At 62.5% G+C, this 19,704-nt stretch carries 20 protein-coding genes; 18 read left to right on the forward strand and 2 right to left on the reverse strand.

Annotation, left to right across the window (positions count from 1 at the left end; genetic code table 11):
- The 18 genes from VGG64_26330 to VGG64_26415 all read left to right on the forward strand — a co-directional run.
- A partial coding sequence (locus VGG64_26330) for a hypothetical protein (protein ID HEY1603149.1) occupies nucleotides 1-218 on the forward strand: 218 nt, incomplete at its 5' end.
- Nucleotides 219-656: 438 nt separating this feature from the next.
- A complete protein-coding gene (gene gcvT / locus VGG64_26335; protein HEY1603150.1) occupies nucleotides 657-1,805 on the forward strand; it encodes a glycine cleavage system aminomethyltransferase GcvT in 1,149 nt (382 codons plus the stop codon).
- On the forward strand, nucleotides 1,802-2,203 hold the full coding sequence (gene gcvH, locus VGG64_26340) for a glycine cleavage system protein GcvH (protein ID HEY1603151.1): 402 nt from the start codon (nucleotides 1,802-1,804) through the stop codon (nucleotides 2,201-2,203). Before gcvT ends, gcvH begins: the two co-directional genes overlap by 4 nt.
- 188 nt (nucleotides 2,204-2,391) lie before the next feature.
- The gene (gcvPA, locus tag VGG64_26345) at nucleotides 2,392-3,762 is read left to right on the forward strand and encodes an aminomethyl-transferring glycine dehydrogenase subunit GcvPA (protein ID HEY1603152.1); all 1,371 of its coding nucleotides are present in this window, start codon (nucleotides 2,392-2,394) and stop codon (nucleotides 3,760-3,762) included.
- Complete coding sequence (gcvPB, locus tag VGG64_26350; protein HEY1603153.1) at nucleotides 3,755-5,236, forward strand: aminomethyl-transferring glycine dehydrogenase subunit GcvPB; 1,482 nt, start codon at nucleotides 3,755-3,757, stop codon at nucleotides 5,234-5,236. The genes gcvPA and gcvPB overlap by 8 nt, the downstream gene beginning before the upstream one ends.
- 43 nt (nucleotides 5,237-5,279) lie before the next feature.
- Nucleotides 5,280-6,023 carry a hypothetical protein gene (locus tag VGG64_26355; protein HEY1603154.1) on the forward strand — a complete coding sequence of 248 codons (744 nt, stop codon included), beginning with the start codon at nucleotides 5,280-5,282 and terminating at the stop codon, nucleotides 6,021-6,023.
- Between the two features lie 438 nt (nucleotides 6,024-6,461).
- Nucleotides 6,462-7,112, forward strand: a complete 651-nt coding sequence (locus tag VGG64_26360) for an FHA domain-containing protein (protein ID HEY1603155.1) — start codon at nucleotides 6,462-6,464, stop codon at nucleotides 7,110-7,112.
- Between the two features lie 320 nt (nucleotides 7,113-7,432).
- Nucleotides 7,433-7,633, forward strand: coding sequence for a hypothetical protein (locus VGG64_26365; protein ID HEY1603156.1), 201 nt, complete (start codon nucleotides 7,433-7,435; stop codon nucleotides 7,631-7,633).
- Nucleotides 7,634-7,751: 118 nt separating this feature from the next.
- Nucleotides 7,752-8,000: a hypothetical protein gene (locus tag VGG64_26370; GenBank protein ID HEY1603157.1), complete on the forward strand. Its 249-nt coding sequence runs from the start codon at nucleotides 7,752-7,754 to the stop codon at nucleotides 7,998-8,000.
- Nucleotides 8,001-8,171: 171 nt separating this feature from the next.
- On the forward strand, nucleotides 8,172-8,759 hold the full coding sequence (locus tag VGG64_26375; protein ID HEY1603158.1) for a sigma-70 family RNA polymerase sigma factor: 588 nt from the start codon (nucleotides 8,172-8,174) through the stop codon (nucleotides 8,757-8,759).
- A complete protein-coding gene (locus tag VGG64_26380) occupies nucleotides 8,740-9,456 on the forward strand; it encodes a hypothetical protein (GenBank protein HEY1603159.1) in 717 nt (238 codons plus the stop codon). Before VGG64_26375 ends, VGG64_26380 begins: the two co-directional genes overlap by 20 nt.
- Nucleotides 9,453-11,285, forward strand: coding sequence for a hypothetical protein (locus tag VGG64_26385; protein ID HEY1603160.1), 1,833 nt, complete (start codon nucleotides 9,453-9,455; stop codon nucleotides 11,283-11,285). The genes VGG64_26380 and VGG64_26385 overlap by 4 nt, the downstream gene beginning before the upstream one ends.
- A 349-nt stretch (nucleotides 11,286-11,634) precedes the next feature.
- Entirely contained in the window at nucleotides 11,635-11,952 is a 318-nt protein-coding gene (locus VGG64_26390) for a hypothetical protein (protein ID HEY1603161.1), read from the forward strand.
- Between the two features lie 215 nt (nucleotides 11,953-12,167).
- Nucleotides 12,168-13,001: a tetratricopeptide repeat protein gene (locus VGG64_26395; GenBank protein ID HEY1603162.1), complete on the forward strand. Its 834-nt coding sequence runs from the start codon at nucleotides 12,168-12,170 to the stop codon at nucleotides 12,999-13,001.
- A gap of 87 nt (nucleotides 13,002-13,088) precedes the next feature.
- The gene (locus VGG64_26400) at nucleotides 13,089-13,550 is read left to right on the forward strand and encodes a hypothetical protein (protein ID HEY1603163.1); all 462 of its coding nucleotides are present in this window, start codon (nucleotides 13,089-13,091) and stop codon (nucleotides 13,548-13,550) included.
- 183 nt (nucleotides 13,551-13,733) lie between these two features.
- Nucleotides 13,734-15,362, forward strand: a complete 1,629-nt coding sequence (serA, locus tag VGG64_26405; GenBank protein ID HEY1603164.1) for a phosphoglycerate dehydrogenase — start codon at nucleotides 13,734-13,736, stop codon at nucleotides 15,360-15,362.
- Nucleotides 15,363-15,572: 210 nt separating this feature from the next.
- The gene (locus tag VGG64_26410) at nucleotides 15,573-16,874 is read left to right on the forward strand and encodes a hemolysin family protein (protein HEY1603165.1); all 1,302 of its coding nucleotides are present in this window, start codon (nucleotides 15,573-15,575) and stop codon (nucleotides 16,872-16,874) included.
- Between the two features lie 397 nt (nucleotides 16,875-17,271).
- Nucleotides 17,272-17,487: a BON domain-containing protein gene (locus tag VGG64_26415; protein HEY1603166.1), complete on the forward strand. Its 216-nt coding sequence runs from the start codon at nucleotides 17,272-17,274 to the stop codon at nucleotides 17,485-17,487.
- A gap of 18 nt (nucleotides 17,488-17,505) precedes the next feature.
- On the opposite strand, the gene VGG64_26420 is transcribed toward VGG64_26415, so the two are convergent.
- Both VGG64_26420 and VGG64_26425 read right to left on the reverse strand, forming a co-directional pair.
- Nucleotides 17,506-18,363 carry a hypothetical protein gene (locus VGG64_26420; protein HEY1603167.1) on the reverse strand — a complete coding sequence of 286 codons (858 nt, stop codon included), beginning with the start codon at nucleotides 18,361-18,363 and terminating at the stop codon, nucleotides 17,506-17,508.
- 478 nt (nucleotides 18,364-18,841) lie between these two features.
- On the reverse strand, nucleotides 18,842-19,704 hold an 863-nt coding region (locus VGG64_26425; protein HEY1603168.1), incomplete at its 5' end, for a hypothetical protein.

A 19,704-nucleotide genomic window follows, 5' to 3' on the forward strand; every position in this document is an offset into this window, starting at 1 on the left:
GCGCCGACCTCGGTCGGTTGTTAACGGTCCTGAAGCGAATGCCTCGTGGCCGCGAAGTGCTGCTCACCAATGCCGAGAGTCTGCACGAGACAAAAAACCACTGGCCTTCGCAGCATCCCGAGGACACAGATTTTGCCCTCGATGCGGATGCACTTCTCGATTGGGCAGGGTACAAGCCACCACGCCCACCCGGCGACAGGCCCCCAGCGGCCCCTTAATGTCCCTCTGATGAATTGGCACGGCAATCCATATGTCGGCGTTGTTCTCGTCGTAACGAATCGCCCCGCGCCCCGGCGACTTCGAATCAACCGTCTGTGATCTCGGGGCCCTCGGTTGCCATCTTTTCGTCGCGGCGCGTTGTTCGCAATGCGGCGATTCCCGCTGTGCATGGATGCCATCAAGCGCGAAGTCTCGATTGCGCGTTACACAGCAGTGTCGCCAGGCGTCAAAACACGGGAATCGCCGCATCGCGTAGCCGCACTCTGGCAACATTTCCCGTGCTCGGTACAATACCGCCAGAGTCGCCCGTGTGGGATCTTCGATCCGGCATCTGGGGGACGATTGGCATCTCGGCAGCCTTCGTACGCCCTTCGGGCTTTGGTCGCACCGGCGGAGGTTGCATTGTTCACTCACCGCCCGCGAGAGCGAGCGCCACGATGGCCACTGCGCTAGCCCAAACTCCGCTGCACGATTGGCACGCCGCGCATGGCGGGCGGATGGTGGACTTCGCCGGTTGGTCGATGCCGGTGCAATACACTTCGATCGTGGCCGAGCATATGGCCACGCGCAACGCGGCCACCTTGTTCGATATCTCGCACATGGGACGGCTACGGTTTGACGGGCCTGGTGCGGCCGCCTTCCTCGATTCGCTGGTGACGCGACGCGTCGCCGACCAGAAGCTCGGGCAGATTCGCTACGCGCTCGTCACCAACGACAGCGGCGGTATCCTCGACGACGTGCTGGTCTATCACCTGGCTGACGTCGGTGGGAATTCGTATTGGCTGATGGTCGTTAACGCCAGCAACCGCGCGAAGATCGTCGATTTTGTCGAGCCGCGCGTGGCCGACGCGCTGGCGGTCACTATGGCGGATGTCACTTTCGACTGGTCCATGATCGCCGTGCAGGGGCCGCGGGCGATCGAGCTGTTGCAGCCGCTGACGGAGCTACCAATCAACGACCTCAAGTATTATCACGGCGCCGAAACACGCATCGCCGGTCACGGCGGCATTGTCAGCCGCACCGGCTACACGGGCGAGGACGGCTGCGAGTTGATCTTAGGGGCGCGTGCCGTCGCGGGAGTCTGGCAATCCTTGGTCGATGCCGGCGCGATGCCCGCCGGACTGGGCGCGCGCGATACGCTGCGCCTGGAGGCTGGCATGCCGCTCTACGGACACGAGCTGAACGAATCGATCGATCCGCTCGAGGCCGGATTAGGCTTCGCGGTCAACCTGGCAGGGCGAAGTTTCTCGGGCAGCGAAGCGCTGAAGCGCCTGGCGGAACAAACCGCTCGCCCGCGCCGTGTGGGGCTGACGCTGGCCGGCAAGCGGGTCCCGCGCGAGGGATATTCGATACTGGCCGGCAGTGCAATCGCCAGCGGTGCACCGGTCGAAAGTACGCCGGTGGGAACCGTCACCAGCGGCACTTTTTCGCCGACGCTCGATTGCCCGATCGCGATGGGATACGTCGCGCCCGCATCGGCCGCTGTCGGTACGGAACTTGCCATCGATATTCGCGGCCGCGCGGAGCCGGCGCGAGTGGTCGAACTCCCCTTCTACCGTCGCAACACGAAAGGAATACGTACGTGAAGCCCGAGAAGCTGCTCTATGCGAAGACACACGAATGGGTCGCGATCGAGCCCGACGCCACCGGGGGCAAGGTGGCGACGATCGGCATTTCGGCCTTCGCGCTCGAGGCCCTCACCGATCTGGTCTACATCGAACTGCCCAAGGTGGGGCGCAGCCTCAAGGCGGGCGAGGCCTTTGGCGAGATCGAATCGGTGAAAGCCGTCAGCGATCTTTACAGCCCTGTCGATGGCACGGTGGTCGCGGTACACGAGTCGCTTCCTAACGAGCTCGAATCGTTACCGGCCGATCCTTACGGCAAGGGCTGGATCGTCAAGGTCAAGCTCAGCGATGAATCGTCGCTGAGCAATTTGATGGACTTCGCGGCCTATCAAAAACAGTGCGCCGAAGAGGGGCATTAGGTTTCGGAATGACGAATGCCGAAATACGAATGTCTAACCGGAACATGTTTTTCGCTTGCGGAGCGCGGTGATCGACATTCGGCGGTGCGGCGTTTGGCTTCTGTAGACCTTCGTCATTCGTTGCCGGCACTCGCCGCCATTGCTTAAACACTCTACTTAAACATTCTCGCGCGGACCACGATAACGTCATGCCATTCTTGTTGAACACTGCCGAAGACCAGCAGGCGATGCTGGCCGCCATCGGGGTCGGCTCGCTGGACGAACTATTCGCCATGGTTCCCGGCGATCTCCGGCTGGCGCGCGATCTGGCGATTCCGCCCGCCCTGACCGAAATGGCGCTGACAGCACACGTACAGGCGCTGGCGCGGCAAAATGTGCCGGCCGGGGAGAAGGTCTGCTTTCTCGGCGGCGGCAGCTATGACCACTTCATTCCGGCGGTTGTCGACGCGATCGCCGGACGCGCCGAGTTCTACACTTCGTATACGCCTTACCAGGCCGAAGCCAGCCAGGGAAACCTGCAGGCATTTTTCGAATACCAGTCGCTGATCAGTCGCCTGACCGGCATGGATGTAGCCAACGCCAGCTTGTACGACGGCGCAACGGCCGCGACCGAAGCCGTTTTGATGAGCATGAGCGCTACGGGCCGACCGCGGCATGTGGTCACTGCCGCCAGCGTGCATCCCGAGTATCGCGCGACGCTCGCGGCGTATCTGCGCAATCTCGACGTCGAAGTGACGACCGTGGGGACGCCCAGCGGCGGGATTTCGCCGCAGGACCTGGTGGCTGCCGTGCGCGAGGACACCGCCTGCGTGTTGGTGCAGCATCCGAATTTTTTCGGCTGCCTCGAAGATGTGGAAAAGCTGGCCCAGATTGCGCACGACAAGGGGGCCATGTTCGTCGTCGCCGTCGATCCGATCAGCCTGGGACTGTTGAAGCGGCCGGGCGACTACGACGCTGATATTGTCGTGGCCGAAGGGCAGTCGCTCGGCAATCCGCTGTCGTTCGGTGGACCCTACTTGGGAATCATGGCCTGCCGCGAACGGCTCGTGCGCCGCATGCCGGGTCGAATTGCTGGACAGACGGTCGACCGGCGGGGCAAACGCTGTTGGGTCCTCACGCTGCAAACGCGCGAACAACATATTCGTCGCGAAAAGGCCACCAGCAACATCTGCACCAACCAAGGTTTGCTGGCGCTACGAGCCACCGTGTATCTGGCGCTATTGGGTCCGCATGGCCTGCGCGAAACGGCCGAGCTATGCCTGCAAAAATCGCACTACGCGGCCGCCCGGCTTACCGCGGGCGGTCGACTGTCGCTGCCGTTCGAGCGTCCCTGGTTCAAGGAGTTCGTGGTTCGCGACCGCGACGGACAGGTCAAACAACTGCTGCATGATGCAAGTGACGCGGGCCTGTTCGCCGGCGTACCGTTGGGGCCATGGTATCCCGAACTCACCGACTGCTTCCTCGTGGCAGTGACCGAAAAACGTTCGCGTGACGAGATCCATGCTCTGGCCACGGCCGTGGCCGGCGGCAATCGAAAGGTGATGGCAGCCCATGCGTAACACTCGCGCCACTCAACCGCTGTTCGATATGTCGAAGCCTGGCCGCCGGGCCACGCAGTTTCCGGAATGCGACGTGCCGGTGGTGCCGATCACCAAGCTATTGCCGGCATCGGCCCTGGCCACGGCCGCGCCCGCGCTACCGGAACTCGGCGAGCCGGATGTGGTGCGGCACTTCACCAACTTGTCGACGCTGAACATGTCGGTCGATACGCATTTTTATCCGCTCGGGTCGTGCACGATGAAGCACAACCCCAAGCGCAACGAGCGACTTGCTTCGCTCCCCGGGCTGCTGGATTTGCACCCCTTGCAACCCGCCGAGTCTTTGCAGGGGATGCTGGCGCTATTGTTCGAGTTGCAGGAGATGCTGGGCGAGATTGCTGGCTTGCCTGCCGTGTCTTTGCAGCCGGCCGCGGGCGCGCACGGCGAACTAACTTCGTTATTGATGGCGGCGGCTTACTTTCGCGAGCGGGGTGCGAAGCGGATCAAGGTGCTGGCGCCCGACAGCGCGCACGGCACCAATCCGGCCAGCGCCGCGGTAGCCGGTTTCGAGCCCGTGGCCGTCAAAAGCACGCCTCAAGGGTTCGTCGACTTGGAGGATTTGCAATCCAAGCTCGACGAGCATACGGCGGTGTTCATGATCACGAACCCGAACACACTGGGGATGTACGATCCCAACATGCGCCGCATTGCCGAACTGGTACACGCCGCCGGCGGATTGATCTATCTCGACGGCGCGAACATGAACGCCATCTTGGGCATCAGTCGCCCGGGCGACTTTGGCGCCGACATGATGCACTTTAATTGCCACAAGACGTTCAGCGGTCCGCATGGCAGCGGTGGACCGGGGGCCGGCCCGATTGCCGTCACCGAGGCTTTGGCCCCTTTCCTGCCGGTGCCGATTGTAGCGCGCGACGGAGACGGCTATCGACTCGCCAGCGACCGGCCCCAGTCGATCGGTCGGGTGCGCAGCTTTTTCGGCAACGTCGGCATCCTGGTGCGTGCGTATTTGTACATCCGCTCGCACGGTCCGGATGGCTTGCGTCGCGTCAGCGAGAACGCCGTGCTGAACGCCAATTACTTGCTGGCGCGCGTTAAGCACATCTTTCCCGTGCCGCAGGGTGATCGCTGCATGCACGAGTTCGTCGCCTCGGCAGCCAAGCTGAAGACGGATAAGAACATCTCGGCGATGGATATCGCCAAGCGGCTATTGGACTACGGTTACCATGCCCCGACGGTCTATTTTCCGCCGATCGTGCGCGAAGCTCTGATGATTGAACCGACGGAGACCGAGAGCAAAGAGACCCTGGACGCGTTCGCCGAGACGCTCTTTCGCATCACCGAAGAGCCGGCTGACCTGCTGCACGAAGCACCCCATACGACGCCCATCAGTCGGCCGGACGAAGTGCGGGCGGCACGCCAGCCAATCATGGTCGCACCGCCGGCGGGCGGATCGAACGTCACCCGCGGCGAATAACGCTTGATTCCTCGCCTTGCTCAATGGGAAGACTGTTAACGGCATGAACACGTGGCGCATCGTGCAGTGTCCGGCGAGACGTGGCGACTGGAACATGGCGGTCGATGAGGCGTTGGCGGAATCAGTCGCTGCGCGTGGCGAGTGCTGCTTGCGGTTTTATAGCTGGGAGCCCGCGACGTTGTCGCTGGGATATTTCCAAAGCTCGGCCAACCGCGACACGCATCCTGCCAGCCGCGATTGCCCGCTGGTGCGCCGCGCGACTGGGGGCGGCGCGATCGTCCACGATCGGGAGATCACCTATAGCTTTGCGGCGCCGGCAGATAGTCCGCTGGCAACTCCCGCGCCCGCTTTGTACCGGTTGCTGCACCAAACGCTGATTCGCGCTCTGAACCACTGGCGACTATCCGCCACGCTGTGCGCGCCGATCACTAGCAAACCGCCGGCGGTCGAACCGTTTCTGTGCTTCCAAAGGCGGGCCGATGGAGATGTCCTGCTTGATGGTTGGAAAATTGCCGGTAGCGCTCAGCGCCGTCGTCGCGGTGTCGTCATGCAACATGGCAGCGTCTTGCTCGGCCGGTCGCCCGCGGCCCCCGAGCTGCCGGGAGTGGTTGATTTGGGGGGTGAGGTCGTGATTGCCGCCGAGTTGGTCGCGGCATGGCGCGCGGAATTGGCCGGACAATGTCAGGTTTGCTGGCGATCGGACCCACTAGGCACGGATGAACTACAGCGGGCCGAACAATTGGCCGACCAGACTTACAGGCAAGCCGAGTGGACGCATCGGCGTTAGCAATTCATGGCTGCTCACTTCGTCGCGGTGCTGGCTATGCCATTTGGCCAAACTGAGGGCGATTTCGCAACTAAATCGGGACCAGTTGGTTAGAATGCTCTGGCGAAAGATTTTTTTGACCGTCGCTCAGGCAGCTGATAACATCGACGTGGCCCGGGGGGGCTGTTGCCGTTCTGGCGATAGAAAAGCTTCGGGTTGCTGGTCTTGATATTCGTGAAGAATTGCGCACATTACTGTTGAGGATTTTGTAAAGGATGCGCCCTCGAACTGTGGGGCGAATTAGTCAGTCGGTCCGCTTCATTTATCCATATCAATTCCAAGAAGCAGCTCGACTGACGATTGCCGTGGTGCTATCCGGCATGATCGTGCAGAGGATCTTAGGTTCGTGCTCTTATCTGTTGGTGCTTGCGCGTAACCTCTGCGGAGTCGTGTCGGAATATGGATGTCAGACTGAAGGTGTTGCTGGGGCCAAACGCCGGCCGCGAGCTGCCGGTGCCCGGGCCGAAATTCCTCGTAGGGCGGGCCGAAGATTGTCAACTGCGCCCTCGTAGTGACCTGATTAGTCGTCACCACTGTGTGCTCCTCATTGAAGAGGGCATGGTGTCGGTGCGCGATTTTGGCAGCAAGAACGGTACACAGATCAACGGTGCGCGGGTGCGCGGCGAAGCCGAACTAAAGAACGGCGATAAGCTGACCATCGGCCCTTTGGAATTCGAAGTTTGCGTCCGCGTCGGCATGGCCAGCAAAAAGCGGCCCAAGGTCGAAAGCATCAAGGACGCCGTCGCCCGCACCGCCCAGGGAAGCGGCGCCACGACCGATCTCGACGATGTCGAAGAGTGGGTCAAAGAGGGAGATTCCCAGGCCGCTACGACGACGACCCGTAACTTCAACATGCAAGAGACTGAGGAAATCGACCTCAAGGCGTCGGAAACTCAGGTCGGGCCCCTCCCCACGCAGCACGTGCCGGCCCCCCACTCGAAGCCGGGCAAGGCCGCACCGGGAAAGCTGCCCCCCATGCCGTCGAGTTCAACCAAGGATAGCGGTCAGGCGGCCAGCGACGTGCTCAATAAGTTCTTCAAGCGCCGCTAGTTCTTCCTGGTGGCAAGACGTCGTACACGGTCGCCTTGCAGCCAAGGTGCAGTCCGACTAGCCTCAAGCGATGGCAGCCGATCGACCTGTGCTCTGCTGATAATCAGGCGTCGCCCGGCAGGCCTATCACGCGCTGACAGTTTTCGAGCCGGGCATGGGCTTTCGGGGAAATGCCTTTCGACGCCAGGGCTGACCTCGTCCTGCGACGCCACGCCGGAGCAGACCCCGCGGCGATCGCCGCAGGGAGCACCTGCTTTCGGAAGCGACGCACGAATTCTTGCCGGCTCATTTTTAGGGTACGTTTGATAAGGAGTTGCTCTGTGTCGACCGACGAAGAAGCACTGAAGCGACGGTATCGTGAGTTTCTGGATTTGATGCCCCTCACCGTGGCCATCGCGGGGCTGCCAACCAGCGATTCCAACCGCAGTTACAACCCCGAACAAATGGAAGCCCGGGCCCACGTGCTAGCCAACGCATTTAAAATCGCGCGGCAAACCGCTCGCGAGGCCCTGCGAGGGTAAGCGCCGGCGGGCCAACCGGATCCACTCGTGCACGCTTGACCCGCTGCGCGGACCGTGCCTATAGTTTTTGTGTGTTGGCTGACAAACGCCCTGATCTGACGCCAGAAGCGAGGCGCCGTTGAAACCTGCCCGACGAAAACCAAAAGACGCCGCTCTACTAGGGTTGGGGCTGGACGGCGATGACGGGCATACTCGCCTGACACGCGGCGATAACTTCGTCTTGTTTGGCGGTTCTCAAGAGACCCACGCCGCGATGCAAGAGACGGCGATCAAGCTCAACGAAAAGCTCGACAGCCGGGGCCGCCGGCTGCAAGATGTCTCTGCCAAAGAGTTGCACGAGATCTGGCGCGAGATTCACGACCGTTGACCGTTCGGCGGCCGCCGGCCGACGGGCGTTTTGCCCCAGGGCCGGACGGAGCCCTCGCGGCGGCCAGGCCAGCACCGCACATCCGGCGGATTGGCAACCCCCCCCTGTGGCGGCTAAGCTCTGAAACCTGCCCCGCACCAAGCGGGTATCCTTTATCGAAGGCCGGTTGTTATGCCCGCTGCCCGCGATCCATCGGCTGACCAGGTTGTGGACCTGGTTCACCATTGTCTCGCGGGAGAAGCGTGGGCCACAGCGGCCTTGGTGAAGAGGTTCGAGCGTCCGGTGTTCGCCCTCTGCTTCCGCATGCTCGGCCAGCGTGAAGATGCCGAGGACGTGGCCCAGGAGTCGCTTGTTCGGGCGCTGCGGAGCTTGCGCAACTGGGACAGCAGCCGCGATTTCGTCCCTTGGCTGCTGGCGATCGCCGGAAACCGTTGCCGCACATTACTGAGCGCTCGGGCGCGCCGTCCGCGCCCCAGCGGAGAAATCGAACATATCGAGGATCCTGCGCCGTCACCTGAGCGTGCGCGAGATCTCGGCGAGGAAGTGGAACGGGCCTTGGCGGGCCTGCGGCTGGAATACCGGCAGGCGTTCCTCCTATTCCATGAACAAGAAATGACCTACCTAGAAATTGCCGAGGCAATGGATTGTCCGTTGGGGACAGTCAAGACATGGGTGCATCGGGCGCGGCGCGAGCTGATTGAGCAGTTGCGCGCTCGGGACGTGCTGCGGGAGAATCAACGTGCGCTGCGAAGAGTTTGAACTACGCTTGGACGATCTGGTCGACGCGCGCCGTAGCCCGGCCGGCGATCCGGAGATAACGGCCCATGCCTGCGCCTGCGCGGCGTGCGAGCGGCTGTTGCGCGACTACGAATCCATGCTCACGGGAATTGCTGCGCTGCGTCCGCTGGAACACCCGGCGCACCTTGCCGAGCGCGTGATTGCGGAAAACGCCTGGACGTTCCGGCGGCGATTTTCGCGTCGGACCGTGGCCGCTCTGGCGCTAGCCGCGACAGTTCTGCTGGCAGCACTTCCGGCGATCGAATGGCTGCGCTCTTCCGCTCAACCGCCAGTTCAGCCCGCGGCACATATGGCCGCGGTGGCTGCCGCCACGGACGGGAATGTCGCTACGACGGCCCACGAGCCGCAGGAGGCGCTGGTGGATCAGGTACGCGAGACCTACCAACCACTGGTGGACGCGACCAGCGAGAGTCTGACCAGTATGTTGGCGGCATTACCTTTGGGAAACACAGCACCTCTGGGAATGGTGACACCCCAGGACAGCGCAACCGCGCGCGTGGCTGACGAGTCGTCCACGGCATCTCGCGCCCCTTGGCAGGGAGAGTTCGCCTCGGGCATGGGCCCCGTGGCCGCCAGCGCTAGCCGATCCGTCGTGGCGCTGCTGCGTGTGTTTCCCAGCGGTTCGCATCCCGTGGCCGATCACGGAGCCACTCCGTGAGGGCATACTTTCTGCCAAAGCTCAAAGCACCAACGTTCCGGGCACTCTGGCGCCGTAGCATCGTAGGGATTGTCGTAGCGACGGCGTTGGCTTCGGCGACGCACGGTCATGCTGCACCGCCAGACGCCTCTCTGGCTAGCCTGGTGCCGGCCGATGTTGGGCTGTGCGTCGAGATTACGGATTTGGCGAGCCATCTGGAGCAGTTCCAGAAGAGCGAGTTGTATCGCCGCCTCCGGGCGTTTCCGCCCCTGCGTGATTTTTTTACCGAGAATGTCGCCGCCTTCACGTCGCTCTCCGCCGAGCTGCGCCAGCAGACGGGGCTCGCGCCGCAAGAACTGCTCGAGCAATTGCTCGGCAAGCGCCTGCTGGTCGGCGTATGGCCCGGGGCCGTCGACAGCCAATCGGCGCCCGGCCCGGCGGTATTGCTGGTTGAGTGTGCGGATGCCGACGTGGCCGACCAGGTGTTGCAACGATTGCTGGCGGCCGAGCGGGCGGCGGACCGGCGTGTGGCGCAACTGAATTGGCAGCACGACAAGGCGCGCTGCGCCATCTATCGAATCGAGGCCATTCCAGACCAGCCATCGCTGTATGTCGCCGTGACGAATCGATTAGGAATCGTGGCGACGAACGAATCCGTCGTCCGAAAAGTGCTGGACCAGCGTGCCGGCATAGCCGCGGCACCTTCCCTCGCCGCGCGCCGCGAGTATACGGCCGGCATCGCCCGCCTGAACCCGGAATCCGTGGCGCGCGTGTTCATCAATCCGCGCGCTTGGGAATCGCTGTTTGCCGATCAGGCATCCGTGGCCCGCGATATTATCGCGTCCGGGACTCAGGGATGGCTCGCCGAGCAATTCCGCGCGGCGGACTACCTGGTTCTCTCTTGCCAGCTCGGCGACAAAGTCGTGTTCGAGGCCTTTTTGCAAAAGCGCCCCGAAGCGTTAGTCGCGGTCACCGATTCCTCAGCCGATCAGGAAGTGGCCCACGCGGATTTGGCCCATCGCTTGCCCGCCGGTGCCGTGGCGGCGCTGGCGGGACGCGTCGATCTGCCGGCCTTGTTTAGCGCTTTCTCTTGCGATCGGCCCGCGTCGGGTCCCGCCGAGGCCCGCTTGCCGCTCGCTACGAATGAATTGAGCGGCGTGCAATCCTTGGCGAAGCTCATCGGCGGGCGCGGACACGAGGCCGTGGCAGCATTGTTGCCGCGACAGGCCGCGGATCACGGCGACCCCCAATCGTCGCAGCCGTCACTAGCCGCAGATTGGGTTGTCGGCTTCGACGCGCATTCGCTGTTGCCCGACGATCGCCTGGCATTTGGCGAGCGCGTGAATCCGATTCTGCGCGGTGCCCTGACTGCCGCGATCATGATGTACAGCCGGCAAGGACAGAGCACCAGTATCGATTCTGTCGAAGAGGAAGGGGTGCCGCTTACGTCCGTCGAAGGATTGGCACTGTTGGGCCAAGGGGACAATGCCACGTTCTCGCTGCTGAAGGAGTATTTTTGGGCCGGCACTTCACGCGATGCCGTGCGCGACTCGGCGCGTTTGCAGGCGGACCAATCGCTAGCGGCCGATCCGCGTTTCCGAGCGCTTACCAACCCGCGGATAGAGCGTCGTAGCCACTTTGCCTACGTCGACCTGGCGGCGCTCCGCCGATTGTTGGCAAGCTCCGCGGCGCTGCGGGCCAACACGCGCCAAGCTGCGCCTGCGACTGGCGAACTGGGACGCGAATTCCAGAGCCTGCTGGACCTAGCCGATCGGCTGCTGATCGAGGTGCAACTCGATCCACTAGGCATCGGCATTTCTGCCACGGTAACCGCAGACGCCGTGCCCTAGTCCCGTGACCTGCGGCAGGCGTTTTGCCGGTTATCCACTCTGTTGGGCCAAGCGGGCTTGCAATGCGCCGATTTGATCGCTCGCATTTGGGCTTCTGGGCGTGATCGCTACAACCGCGCCAGGTGGACCACCTTCTCGCCACCACACGGCCTGGCACCCCGCTGGGGAGTGTCGCGACCGTAACTTCCCCGCTACCGCGCAGAACCAGCCATAATACGCAATCCGTTAGAATTACGCATTTTAAGTATGCGTTATATTTTCACGTGCCCTGGGGTCGATTCAGCTTTCGGCAAAGGGTCATGGCGTTCAGACCGTTGCCCGGGAATGTGCCATTCGACTGGAGAGTCACGTGAGCAAGTTGAAGCAAGAAAAGATCGTTACGATCGACCGTCGCGAGCGTGGATCGGAGCGACGTGCGAAGGCCGCACCAGTGGTGGTCGAACGCCGTAAGCTGGAACGGCGCGAGAAGGTGGCTCGTCGCCGGCAGATCGACCCGACGACCTGTGAACGCGATTATACGGACGAAGAGGTTGAGTTCATGAACGCCATGAACTCCTACAAACGCACCAGCGGCCGCATGTTCCCCACCTGCAGCGAAGTGCTCGAGGTGCTCCGCAACCTCGGTTATGTGAAGCAGCATTCGGCTGTGACGGCCGATATCAGCTAACGTTGCCTGGACCACGCGCACACGCGGCCGTCCCGTTTGCGTTACATCGTGCCAGCATTGCCATCCAGACGCCCGGCGGAGCCGGGTTGGTTCATCGCGCCCGCCACTTCCGCCGGTAGCTGCTCTTGTGCCCTGCGGGTCGGACCGCTATTCTCCGACCCCGATTCTCGGCGTAGCGGCAGTTTCGGTATGCGCTCGCTCTGTTGGCTCTCATCATGACTTGTTCTGCTAACTTCCCGCATATCCGCGGCGATGGCGACACGCAGGCTTTGCTGCGCGCGCTGCATCGAAATGTCGTGCGCCGCGCGGCGCCTTCCCCTCGTTCGACCTTAACAGGGCCTCTGCCGATCGTGGTCGTTTCGTTGGCCATGCTTGCCTCGGCGGGTTGCGGCATGGTCGCGCATCGCCAGAACGCGCAAGGCGTGCAGTTGTATCAGCAGGGCTATTACCAGCAGGCGATCGCCAAGTTCCAGCAGGCGACGACGACCGACCCGCAGGATCCCGACAGCTTTTACAACATGGCCGCGACATACCATCGGACGGGCAAACTGAACAATAACAAGGCCGACCTGGCGCAGGCCGAAAGCCTGTACAACCAGTGCCTCGACCGTGCTCCGAATCATCAAGATTGCTACCGCGGCCTGGCGGTCCTGCTGGTCGAAGAGCAGCGCAGCGATGAGGCGCAACGCCTGTTGCAAGGATGGGCCTCGCGCAACCCCACGCAGGCCGCTCCGAAGGTCGAATTGGCACGGCTGGCCGAAGAACTGGGCGACAAGCAAACCGCCAAGAACAACCTGGTCGAGGCCTTGGCCATCGATCCTTACGACTCGCGCGCCCTGGCCGCGCTCGGGCGCATCCATGAAGAGGCCGGCAATACGACGCAGGCCCTCTCCGATTACGAACGGTCTTTATGGCACGACCGGTTTCAGCCCGACGTAGCGGCACGCGTGGCATCGATCCGCGCTGCCCTCGGTCCGGCAGCTCCTCCGCCGGCGCAACCGGGCGGATCGCGCTACAGCCTGGCGCCGACTTCTCCCACGCTGCGGTAAAGCGACCACGCGTCGAATAGATGACCGCCGCGTGTTCGCGCCGCCCCTGCGTTTGACGGTTGCCGGCACGCCGACTAACGTGCCAGCATGGCATCTCCGCAGCCTCAGAGCCCTCCGCGCGCCGCGTTCACCGTCACGTTTCGCCTGAGCACGCTATTGGCTGTTGTTACCGTCGTGGGATTGTTGCTGGCCGGCTACGTCGGCAACGAGCGCTGGTACAGTGCGACATACCCGCAGGTGTACGTTTACCGGGTCTTACATGACTCGGTTAAGAATGGCGACTCGATGGAGTCGATCCAGTCGAAGCTGGGTGCTGGCTCGGATGCGGACCCGTTGCACAAAGCGTGGTTCGCAAAAATGGCTGCGGCGCCCGCTTTGGCCGATGGGTATGCACCGGACGACATGTTGCTGGTCTATCCCCTCGGCGATGTGACGGTCTTTTTGCAATTCCGCGGCGGAAAACTAGTCAACCACGATCCGCAAGAGTTTGCCGCCTATAGGCCGGCGACATCGATCGGCCTGGCATCGCCACGGCCGGCCACTCCTTGACCCCCCTGAGGGCACCTTCTATCCTGCCCTAGTGTCTTGCCGGCCCGGCGGCCTGGTAGACGGCTGCCGATCCATTGTCTGGGCCGTACTTCGTCAAATTGGCCCAATGGCGTGCAAACCCGGGGGAGCACGCCCCAGACCGTCAGTTACTTCGCCCCCCACTTACTCACGCTGGCTATGCCGATGTATCGCGTTATTGTTCTTGATCCTTTGGCCCAGGAAGGGCTCGACCTGTTGGCCGCGGCCCCGGGTATCGAATACGAGATCCGCACGAAACTCGCCGGCGATGCGCTACGCGAGGCGCTGGCCCAGTTCGACGGTGCCATCGTCCGCAGCGGCGTCAAGATTACGGCCGAGTCCTTGGCCGGCAACAAGCGGCTGAAGGCGATCGTGCGGGCTGGTGTTGGCACCGACAACATCGACAAGGCCGCCGCCACGCACCAAGGCATCGTCGTGATGAACACGCCGGCCGGCAACACGCTCAGCACGGCCGAGCACACGGTCGCCATGATGATGGCGCTGTCGCGCAATATCGCGCCCGCCTATCAGAGCCTGGTCGAAGGGCGCTGGGAGCGGAACCTGTACATGGGAACGCAGCTGGCCGGCAAGACCCTGGGAATCGTCGGGCTGGGCCGCATCGGTCAGGCCGTGGCGTCGCGCGCCCGAGCACTCGAAATGCGACTCCTGGGCTACGATCCGTTTCTTTCCAAAGACCGCGCGCAAGAGTTGGGTATCGAGATCTGTTCGACCGTGCCCGAGATGTTGCCGCATGTTGACTACTTGACGGTACACACGCCGTTGACGGAAGAAACGCGCGGCCTGGTCGGGAGCAAAGAGATTCAAACCATGCGGCGCGGCGTGCGGCTGATCAACTGCGCACGCGGCGGTATCTACGACGAAGCCGCACTGGTCGAAGGCCTCGCATCCGGACAATTGGGCGGCGTGGCTCTGGACGTCTATGCCGAGGAGCCCTGCACGAAGAGCCCGCTGTTCGGCATGAAAGGTGTACTAGCGACACCCCACTTGGGCGCGAGCACGGAAGAGGCGCAAACGAACGTCGCGGCCGAGGGTGCCACGCTGCTGATTGATTTCTTGACCACAGGCGCCGTCCGCCACGCTGTGAACATGATTTCGCTCGATCCGAAGAAGTTCGCCGCGCTGAAGGGAGAACTGGGCGTGGCGTACCGCTTGGGCCGGCTGCTCGCCCAATTGGATCGTGCGCCTGCCAAGGCCTGCCGCTTGGTTTACCGCGGAGAAGTCGCAGGCAAGGAAACCAAATTGCTCACCGCCACCTTTGCGGCCGGACTGTTGCAGCAGGCCATGGCTACCGAAGTGAATATGGTCAATGCCGAGGTACTGCTCCGCGAGCGCGGCATCGAATTGATTGAAGAATCGCGTGCCGACATGGGCGCGTTCAGCTCCGTGATTCAAGCCGAACTGATCACCGAAACCCGCACTTACAAGGCGGCTGGCGCGCTCTTCGGCCACGATATGGCGCGGCTGGTGCAGTTTGGCGAATACCGGCTCGAAGCCTACCTGGACGGCGTCCTGATGATCTTCACGCATCGCGATGTGCCGGGCATTATCGGGCGTGTAGGGACGATTTTTGGCAAGCACCACGTAAACATCGCCCAGATGTCGGTAGGGCGTGCCGGCGAGACGCCGGGAGGAGACGCCATCGGGGTTCTCAATTTGGATAATCTTCCGCCCGCCGAGGCCCTGTCCGACGTGTTGGCGTGGCCCGACATTCTCAGCGCCACTGTGATCCGGCTGCCGAAAGCGGGCGAATTGCCGCCCTGGTTGGTGGGCTGAACATCATCCCCGTTCAGGGGAGCCACCACAGTTTTTGGCGTTGCTCCGCCGTATGGTCGATTGGCAAGGATGCTTCCGGCTCGCTAAGATCGCTCTGGACCGGCCTGCGAGCAACGAGAACCTGGGCGCGTCTGCCGGCGACAGGAGGTCGGTCAGTAACCCGCGAGAGGTTTTGCGATTCCATCGATCACCGCGGAAATCATCATCATCCTGGCATTGATCCTGGCCAACGGCTTCTTCGCCGGCGCTGAGATCGCCATCGTGGCGGCACGACGCGGCCGGTTGCAGAAGCTAGCCGAAGAAGGGGATCGCGCCGCCCGCGTCGCTCTGGAGCTGGGCAGCAATCCCAATCGGTTCTTGTCCACCGTGCAGGTGGGCATCACGGTCATTGGCACGTTTGCCGCCGCTTTCGGCGGAGCCCATCTGGCCACGTATCTAGGCGAGCAGCTCGAGACCTGGGCCAATCCTTGGATCGCAGGGCATGCGCATGCCTTGGCTCTGACGCTGGTGGTCCTTGCGATCAGCTTCTGTTCGTTGATTCTGGGCGAGTTGGTCCCCAAGCGGCTGGCGCTGCGGCGCGCCGAGGCGCTAGCACGAGTCGTCGCGCGGCCGATGTTGCTGATATCGCAAATCGCCCGGCCTGCGGTGTGGTTTTTGGGCCTGAGCACCGACGCGGTGCTATTCCTGATGGGCATGCCTAAACTCGAAGAGTCGGCCGTCAGCGTCGAAGATATCCAGCATCTGCTGAAGATGGGGCGCGAGCATGGCGTGCTCGACGCCGCCGAGCAGAAAGTGGCGATGGAGGCGCTGCAACTCGGCGAACGCTCGGTGCGCGATATCATGCGCCCCCGTACGGATCTGGACGCACTGGATGTGGATACGCCCGCCGCTGAAATCATCGGCGCCGTGGCGATGGCTGGTTTTTCACGGTTGCCCGTCTACGAGCGCGACCTGGATCACATTATCGGTTACGTACACATTAAGGATCTACTGCGCGAGCAGTACTTGCACAACGAGATCAAACTGCGCAAGATGCTGCACCCGCCGCTGTTCGTGCCCGAGACTTTGCCATTGGACCGGTTGCTCGATCTGTTTCAGAAGAAGAGAACGCAACTGGCCATCGTGCTCGACGAGTTTGGCGGCACGCAGGGAATGGTCACGTTGGAAGACGTTTTTGAAGAGCTGGTCGGCGAAATTCACGACGAGCATCGCCGCGACAAGGAGCAGGAGATCGTGCGCCGCGATGACGGCACCTGGCTGGTCGACGGCAGCGTCAGCATCGACGACCTGGCAGACGTATTGGGCTGGAAACAGCTGGAATCTCCGGCCACGCGCCGTTTTAGCACCGTGGCCGGGCTGGTTCTGCGGCAGATGGGCCGGATTCCCGAGATCGGTGCCCGCACCGTCTTCGACGGCGTCGAGCTCGAGGTCGTCGACATGGACGGGCAGCGGATCGATCGCGTTCTCGTGACCCCAACGCCGCCAGTGGATGTGGCACCGGAGGCAGGCTGATACATTTCGCCTGACACGCTGCTCGCGTGACAGGCATAGGGGCACAATGGGGGGCAGGCTTCTCGGGGCGGGCTTCACCGGGGCAGCTTGGGCGATGGATCTGGCCCAGTCCGAGCCTCCAGGCCACGCGGCAGCCGGCGAAGCACGGCACTTGCCTGCGTCTTGGCCACGGCACAGCATCTGCAATCGTTCAGTGCGGGGACCCTTTGCCCCGTGCCATTACTACAACCGTTACAGTCTTCTAGGAAATTGCCGAACAGGGCAAAACTGGACCCATTCGCTCTACCTAGTCGACCTATCTTGCCGATTTATCGCTCGGGTAACTCAAGCGGTGTCAGGGTGATGTACCTTTGTTTGGCACCGTGAGCATAGGATTTTAATTGTGAGGGAAGGCGAAATGGCGGATGCCCCGTTGGCTGCGCGCGTGACTTCGGTGTTGGAGCGAAATCCACATCTCCCGTATCGCACCATGCGTTGCGAAGCTGCGGAAGGACGTGTTGTTTTGCGCGGAGTCGTGCGATCGTACTACCAGAAGCAGATGGCGCAAGAGGTGCTCAAGAGCGTTGACGGAGTCAACGAGATCGAAAACCAGCTAGAAGTTTGCTGGCTATAGATGCTGCTGACGCGATCACTATCGCGTGAACCTGCGTTTGAAGAAATCGCGATCGGCAGTTGCCTGGGCGAGCGAGGTCACCTGCGGATCGCGCTCTTCGGCGAACAACGACTCGATCATGCACGCCGTGTCGTGCGATGTGCGCTGCAGGCGTGACATCCATTGCGAGCGCAGCAGCCCGGTGGAATCGAAAACCTCGGGACCAAAGCAAGCAATCACGCCCGCGGCAATCTCGGCGTTCAGATCGGCGTTGGGACTGGGCAGATCAAACGACGACGAGAAGCTGCTTTTCAGCGAAGCGAACAACAGGGACCACGCGCGGCGCCCCGCTTCGCGGAAATCGTTGGCGAATTCTCGCGCTCGTGCGGGCTCGGCGCCAAACTCGCTGAGATCCTCCGCGACGCTCAGGTGTCCCACCAACAGGTCGGACCAGCACTCGGCGCGGCGACGCAATCGGTTCAAATGTTGGGCCGCCGGCCGCGCCACACTACGGCTATTCACCAGCAGCGACATGGCACGGTTGCGGGCCTCCTGCTGACCGACCAGGATCGTGCGAGCAATGGCACCTGAGTCGCCACAGTTGCGACGGTCGTGTCCGGTAAGAACGGCAGCCCAGACACGCGCCAAGACATCGCCCGTGACGATCTCCTCGAGCATGCCCAGGCTGCTGCGCCGTTCCGCCTCGCTTTCTTCGTCCTCGCCGCGTGACAAATCGCTGAGTCGCTTCAGCGCGCGGCCCCAGCGATCGAGCCGGCACTTCGACCCCGACCAATACTGTTCCAGACATGGTTGCGGCAAGAGCGCGCTACTGGCGATTACCAAGGGGCCGTGCAAAGAGGCCGTAGCGGCTAATTCGACGAGATCGCGGGCGTGCATGTAACAGGTCGGCTCGGCGGAGAAGGTGATCGGCGAAGAGTTACGCGGCCGGACAAACGTTCACGGCGAGAGAGCCTGAGGGGACCAAGGCTCTCCCGCCGCGTTGGATGTGGCCGTCGTCCGCTGGGTAGAGCAAAGGGGGTGCCTGAGGGTCGTCTGTCGCCCTGAACGCCGCCGCGGATCGTGCCAACTCCCTGACGGTAAAGCGGTTAGACGACGGGTTACATTCCGGGCAGAAATTCGGCCGGCACTGCGGCGTTGCCCTGACGCCACCTGCTGCGTGGCGAAAAGAGGACGGCCTATAGCGACAGCAACGGAAATGCGGCTGTCCATCGCCGGCGAGGAGTCTGCCAGGCTCGGGATAGCCGAGGAACGTCGGCGAATCACGATGAGGGAACCGCAACACGCCAGGTACAAAAAGCTACAGGCCATCCCGTGGGACGGCCTGTAGCATCTGGCAAGGCTTTCGGCCTGAGTATTACGCGCTGCGATTGCGACGGCGCCAGGCGGCACCCGCAATGGTTAGGCCGATCAACGACCAGACGACCAGGCTCGCCGGCTCGGGCGCTGGTGCGGGGGCCAAGGCCGAAACGTTCAACAGGGCATCAGTGAAATCGCCGGCACCATTCTGGATTGTCATGATCGCTTGGTCCCCCGCGAGCGGTGTCGGTTCGGTAGGGGATGCAGCCGCTAATTGCGTGATATCGAGCAGAACTTCCCAGGCGGAAGGTTGCCCTGCGCTAACCGTCCAAATCAAGCCAAAAACATTCGTGTAGGGTTGGTTGTCGATTTCCGTTCCACCCACGATGCGGTCGATCGGATCCGACGAAGTGGAAGGGACCAATTGGCCTGCCGATGCGATCCAGGCGCTCGAGCTCAAGAAGCCCGAACTGCGTACCTCGGCCGCCCCCTCACCGCCATTGCCGAAGTGGGCGTTTTCATTTCCAGGCGCGACGAGCGTGCTGCTTGCCGCCCAGGGAGTTGGCACCGAGATGCCGGTACCGTATTTCACTTGGATCTTGGGGCCAGAGGTGGCGCCGACAAGTTCTGGGTTTGCGCCGTTGAATACACCACCCACACCGAGGATCGTATCCCCCTGGGTCCAGCCCATCGCCGTGGCGATGGCTGCATCAGCCGTCATAGTGGCGCTGTACACGTCAAAGCCGTAGTTGCCCGCTCCGTCGACGTACACGCCACTCGAAAGCGAATTGCCGCCGGCAGTCCAACCGTCCTGCGCGGGGTTGCCGGTCAAGGTTATGGCGGCCGACGCCAAGGATACCGACAGCACTAGACATGCCGCGGAGCCGACCGCGAGTAAACGTCCAAGGTGGCGAGCGAAAG

The sequence above is a fragment of the Pirellulales bacterium genome (assembly GCA_036490175.1).
In the GTDB taxonomy this organism is placed as follows: Bacteria; Planctomycetota; Planctomycetia; order Pirellulales; family JACPPG01; genus JACPPG01.

Bases quoted from the DNA above. Each gene is read 5' to 3' on its own strand.
- gcvPB (HEY1603153.1), top strand. From the start codon at position 3,755: ATGCGTAACACTCGCGCCACTCAACCGCTGTTCGATATGTCGAAGCCT.
- VGG64_26415 (HEY1603166.1), top strand. From the start codon at position 17,272: ATGGCGGATGCCCCGTTGGCTGCGCGCGTGACTTCGGTGTTGGAGCGA.
- VGG64_26375 (HEY1603158.1), top strand. From the start codon at position 8,172: ATGCCCGCTGCCCGCGATCCATCGGCTGACCAGGTTGTGGACCTGGTT.
- gcvPA (HEY1603152.1), top strand. From the start codon at position 2,392: ATGCCATTCTTGTTGAACACTGCCGAAGACCAGCAGGCGATGCTGGCC.
- gcvT (HEY1603150.1), top strand. From the start codon at position 657: ATGGCCACTGCGCTAGCCCAAACTCCGCTGCACGATTGGCACGCCGCG.
- VGG64_26355 (HEY1603154.1), top strand. From the start codon at position 5,280: ATGAACACGTGGCGCATCGTGCAGTGTCCGGCGAGACGTGGCGACTGG.
- VGG64_26395 (HEY1603162.1), top strand. From the start codon at position 12,168: ATGACTTGTTCTGCTAACTTCCCGCATATCCGCGGCGATGGCGACACG.
- serA (HEY1603164.1), top strand. From the start codon at position 13,734: ATGTATCGCGTTATTGTTCTTGATCCTTTGGCCCAGGAAGGGCTCGAC.
- VGG64_26360 (HEY1603155.1), top strand. From the start codon at position 6,462: ATGGATGTCAGACTGAAGGTGTTGCTGGGGCCAAACGCCGGCCGCGAG.
- VGG64_26420 (HEY1603167.1), bottom strand. From the start codon at position 18,363: ATGCACGCCCGCGATCTCGTCGAATTAGCCGCTACGGCCTCTTTGCAC.
- VGG64_26400 (HEY1603163.1), top strand. From the start codon at position 13,089: ATGGCATCTCCGCAGCCTCAGAGCCCTCCGCGCGCCGCGTTCACCGTC.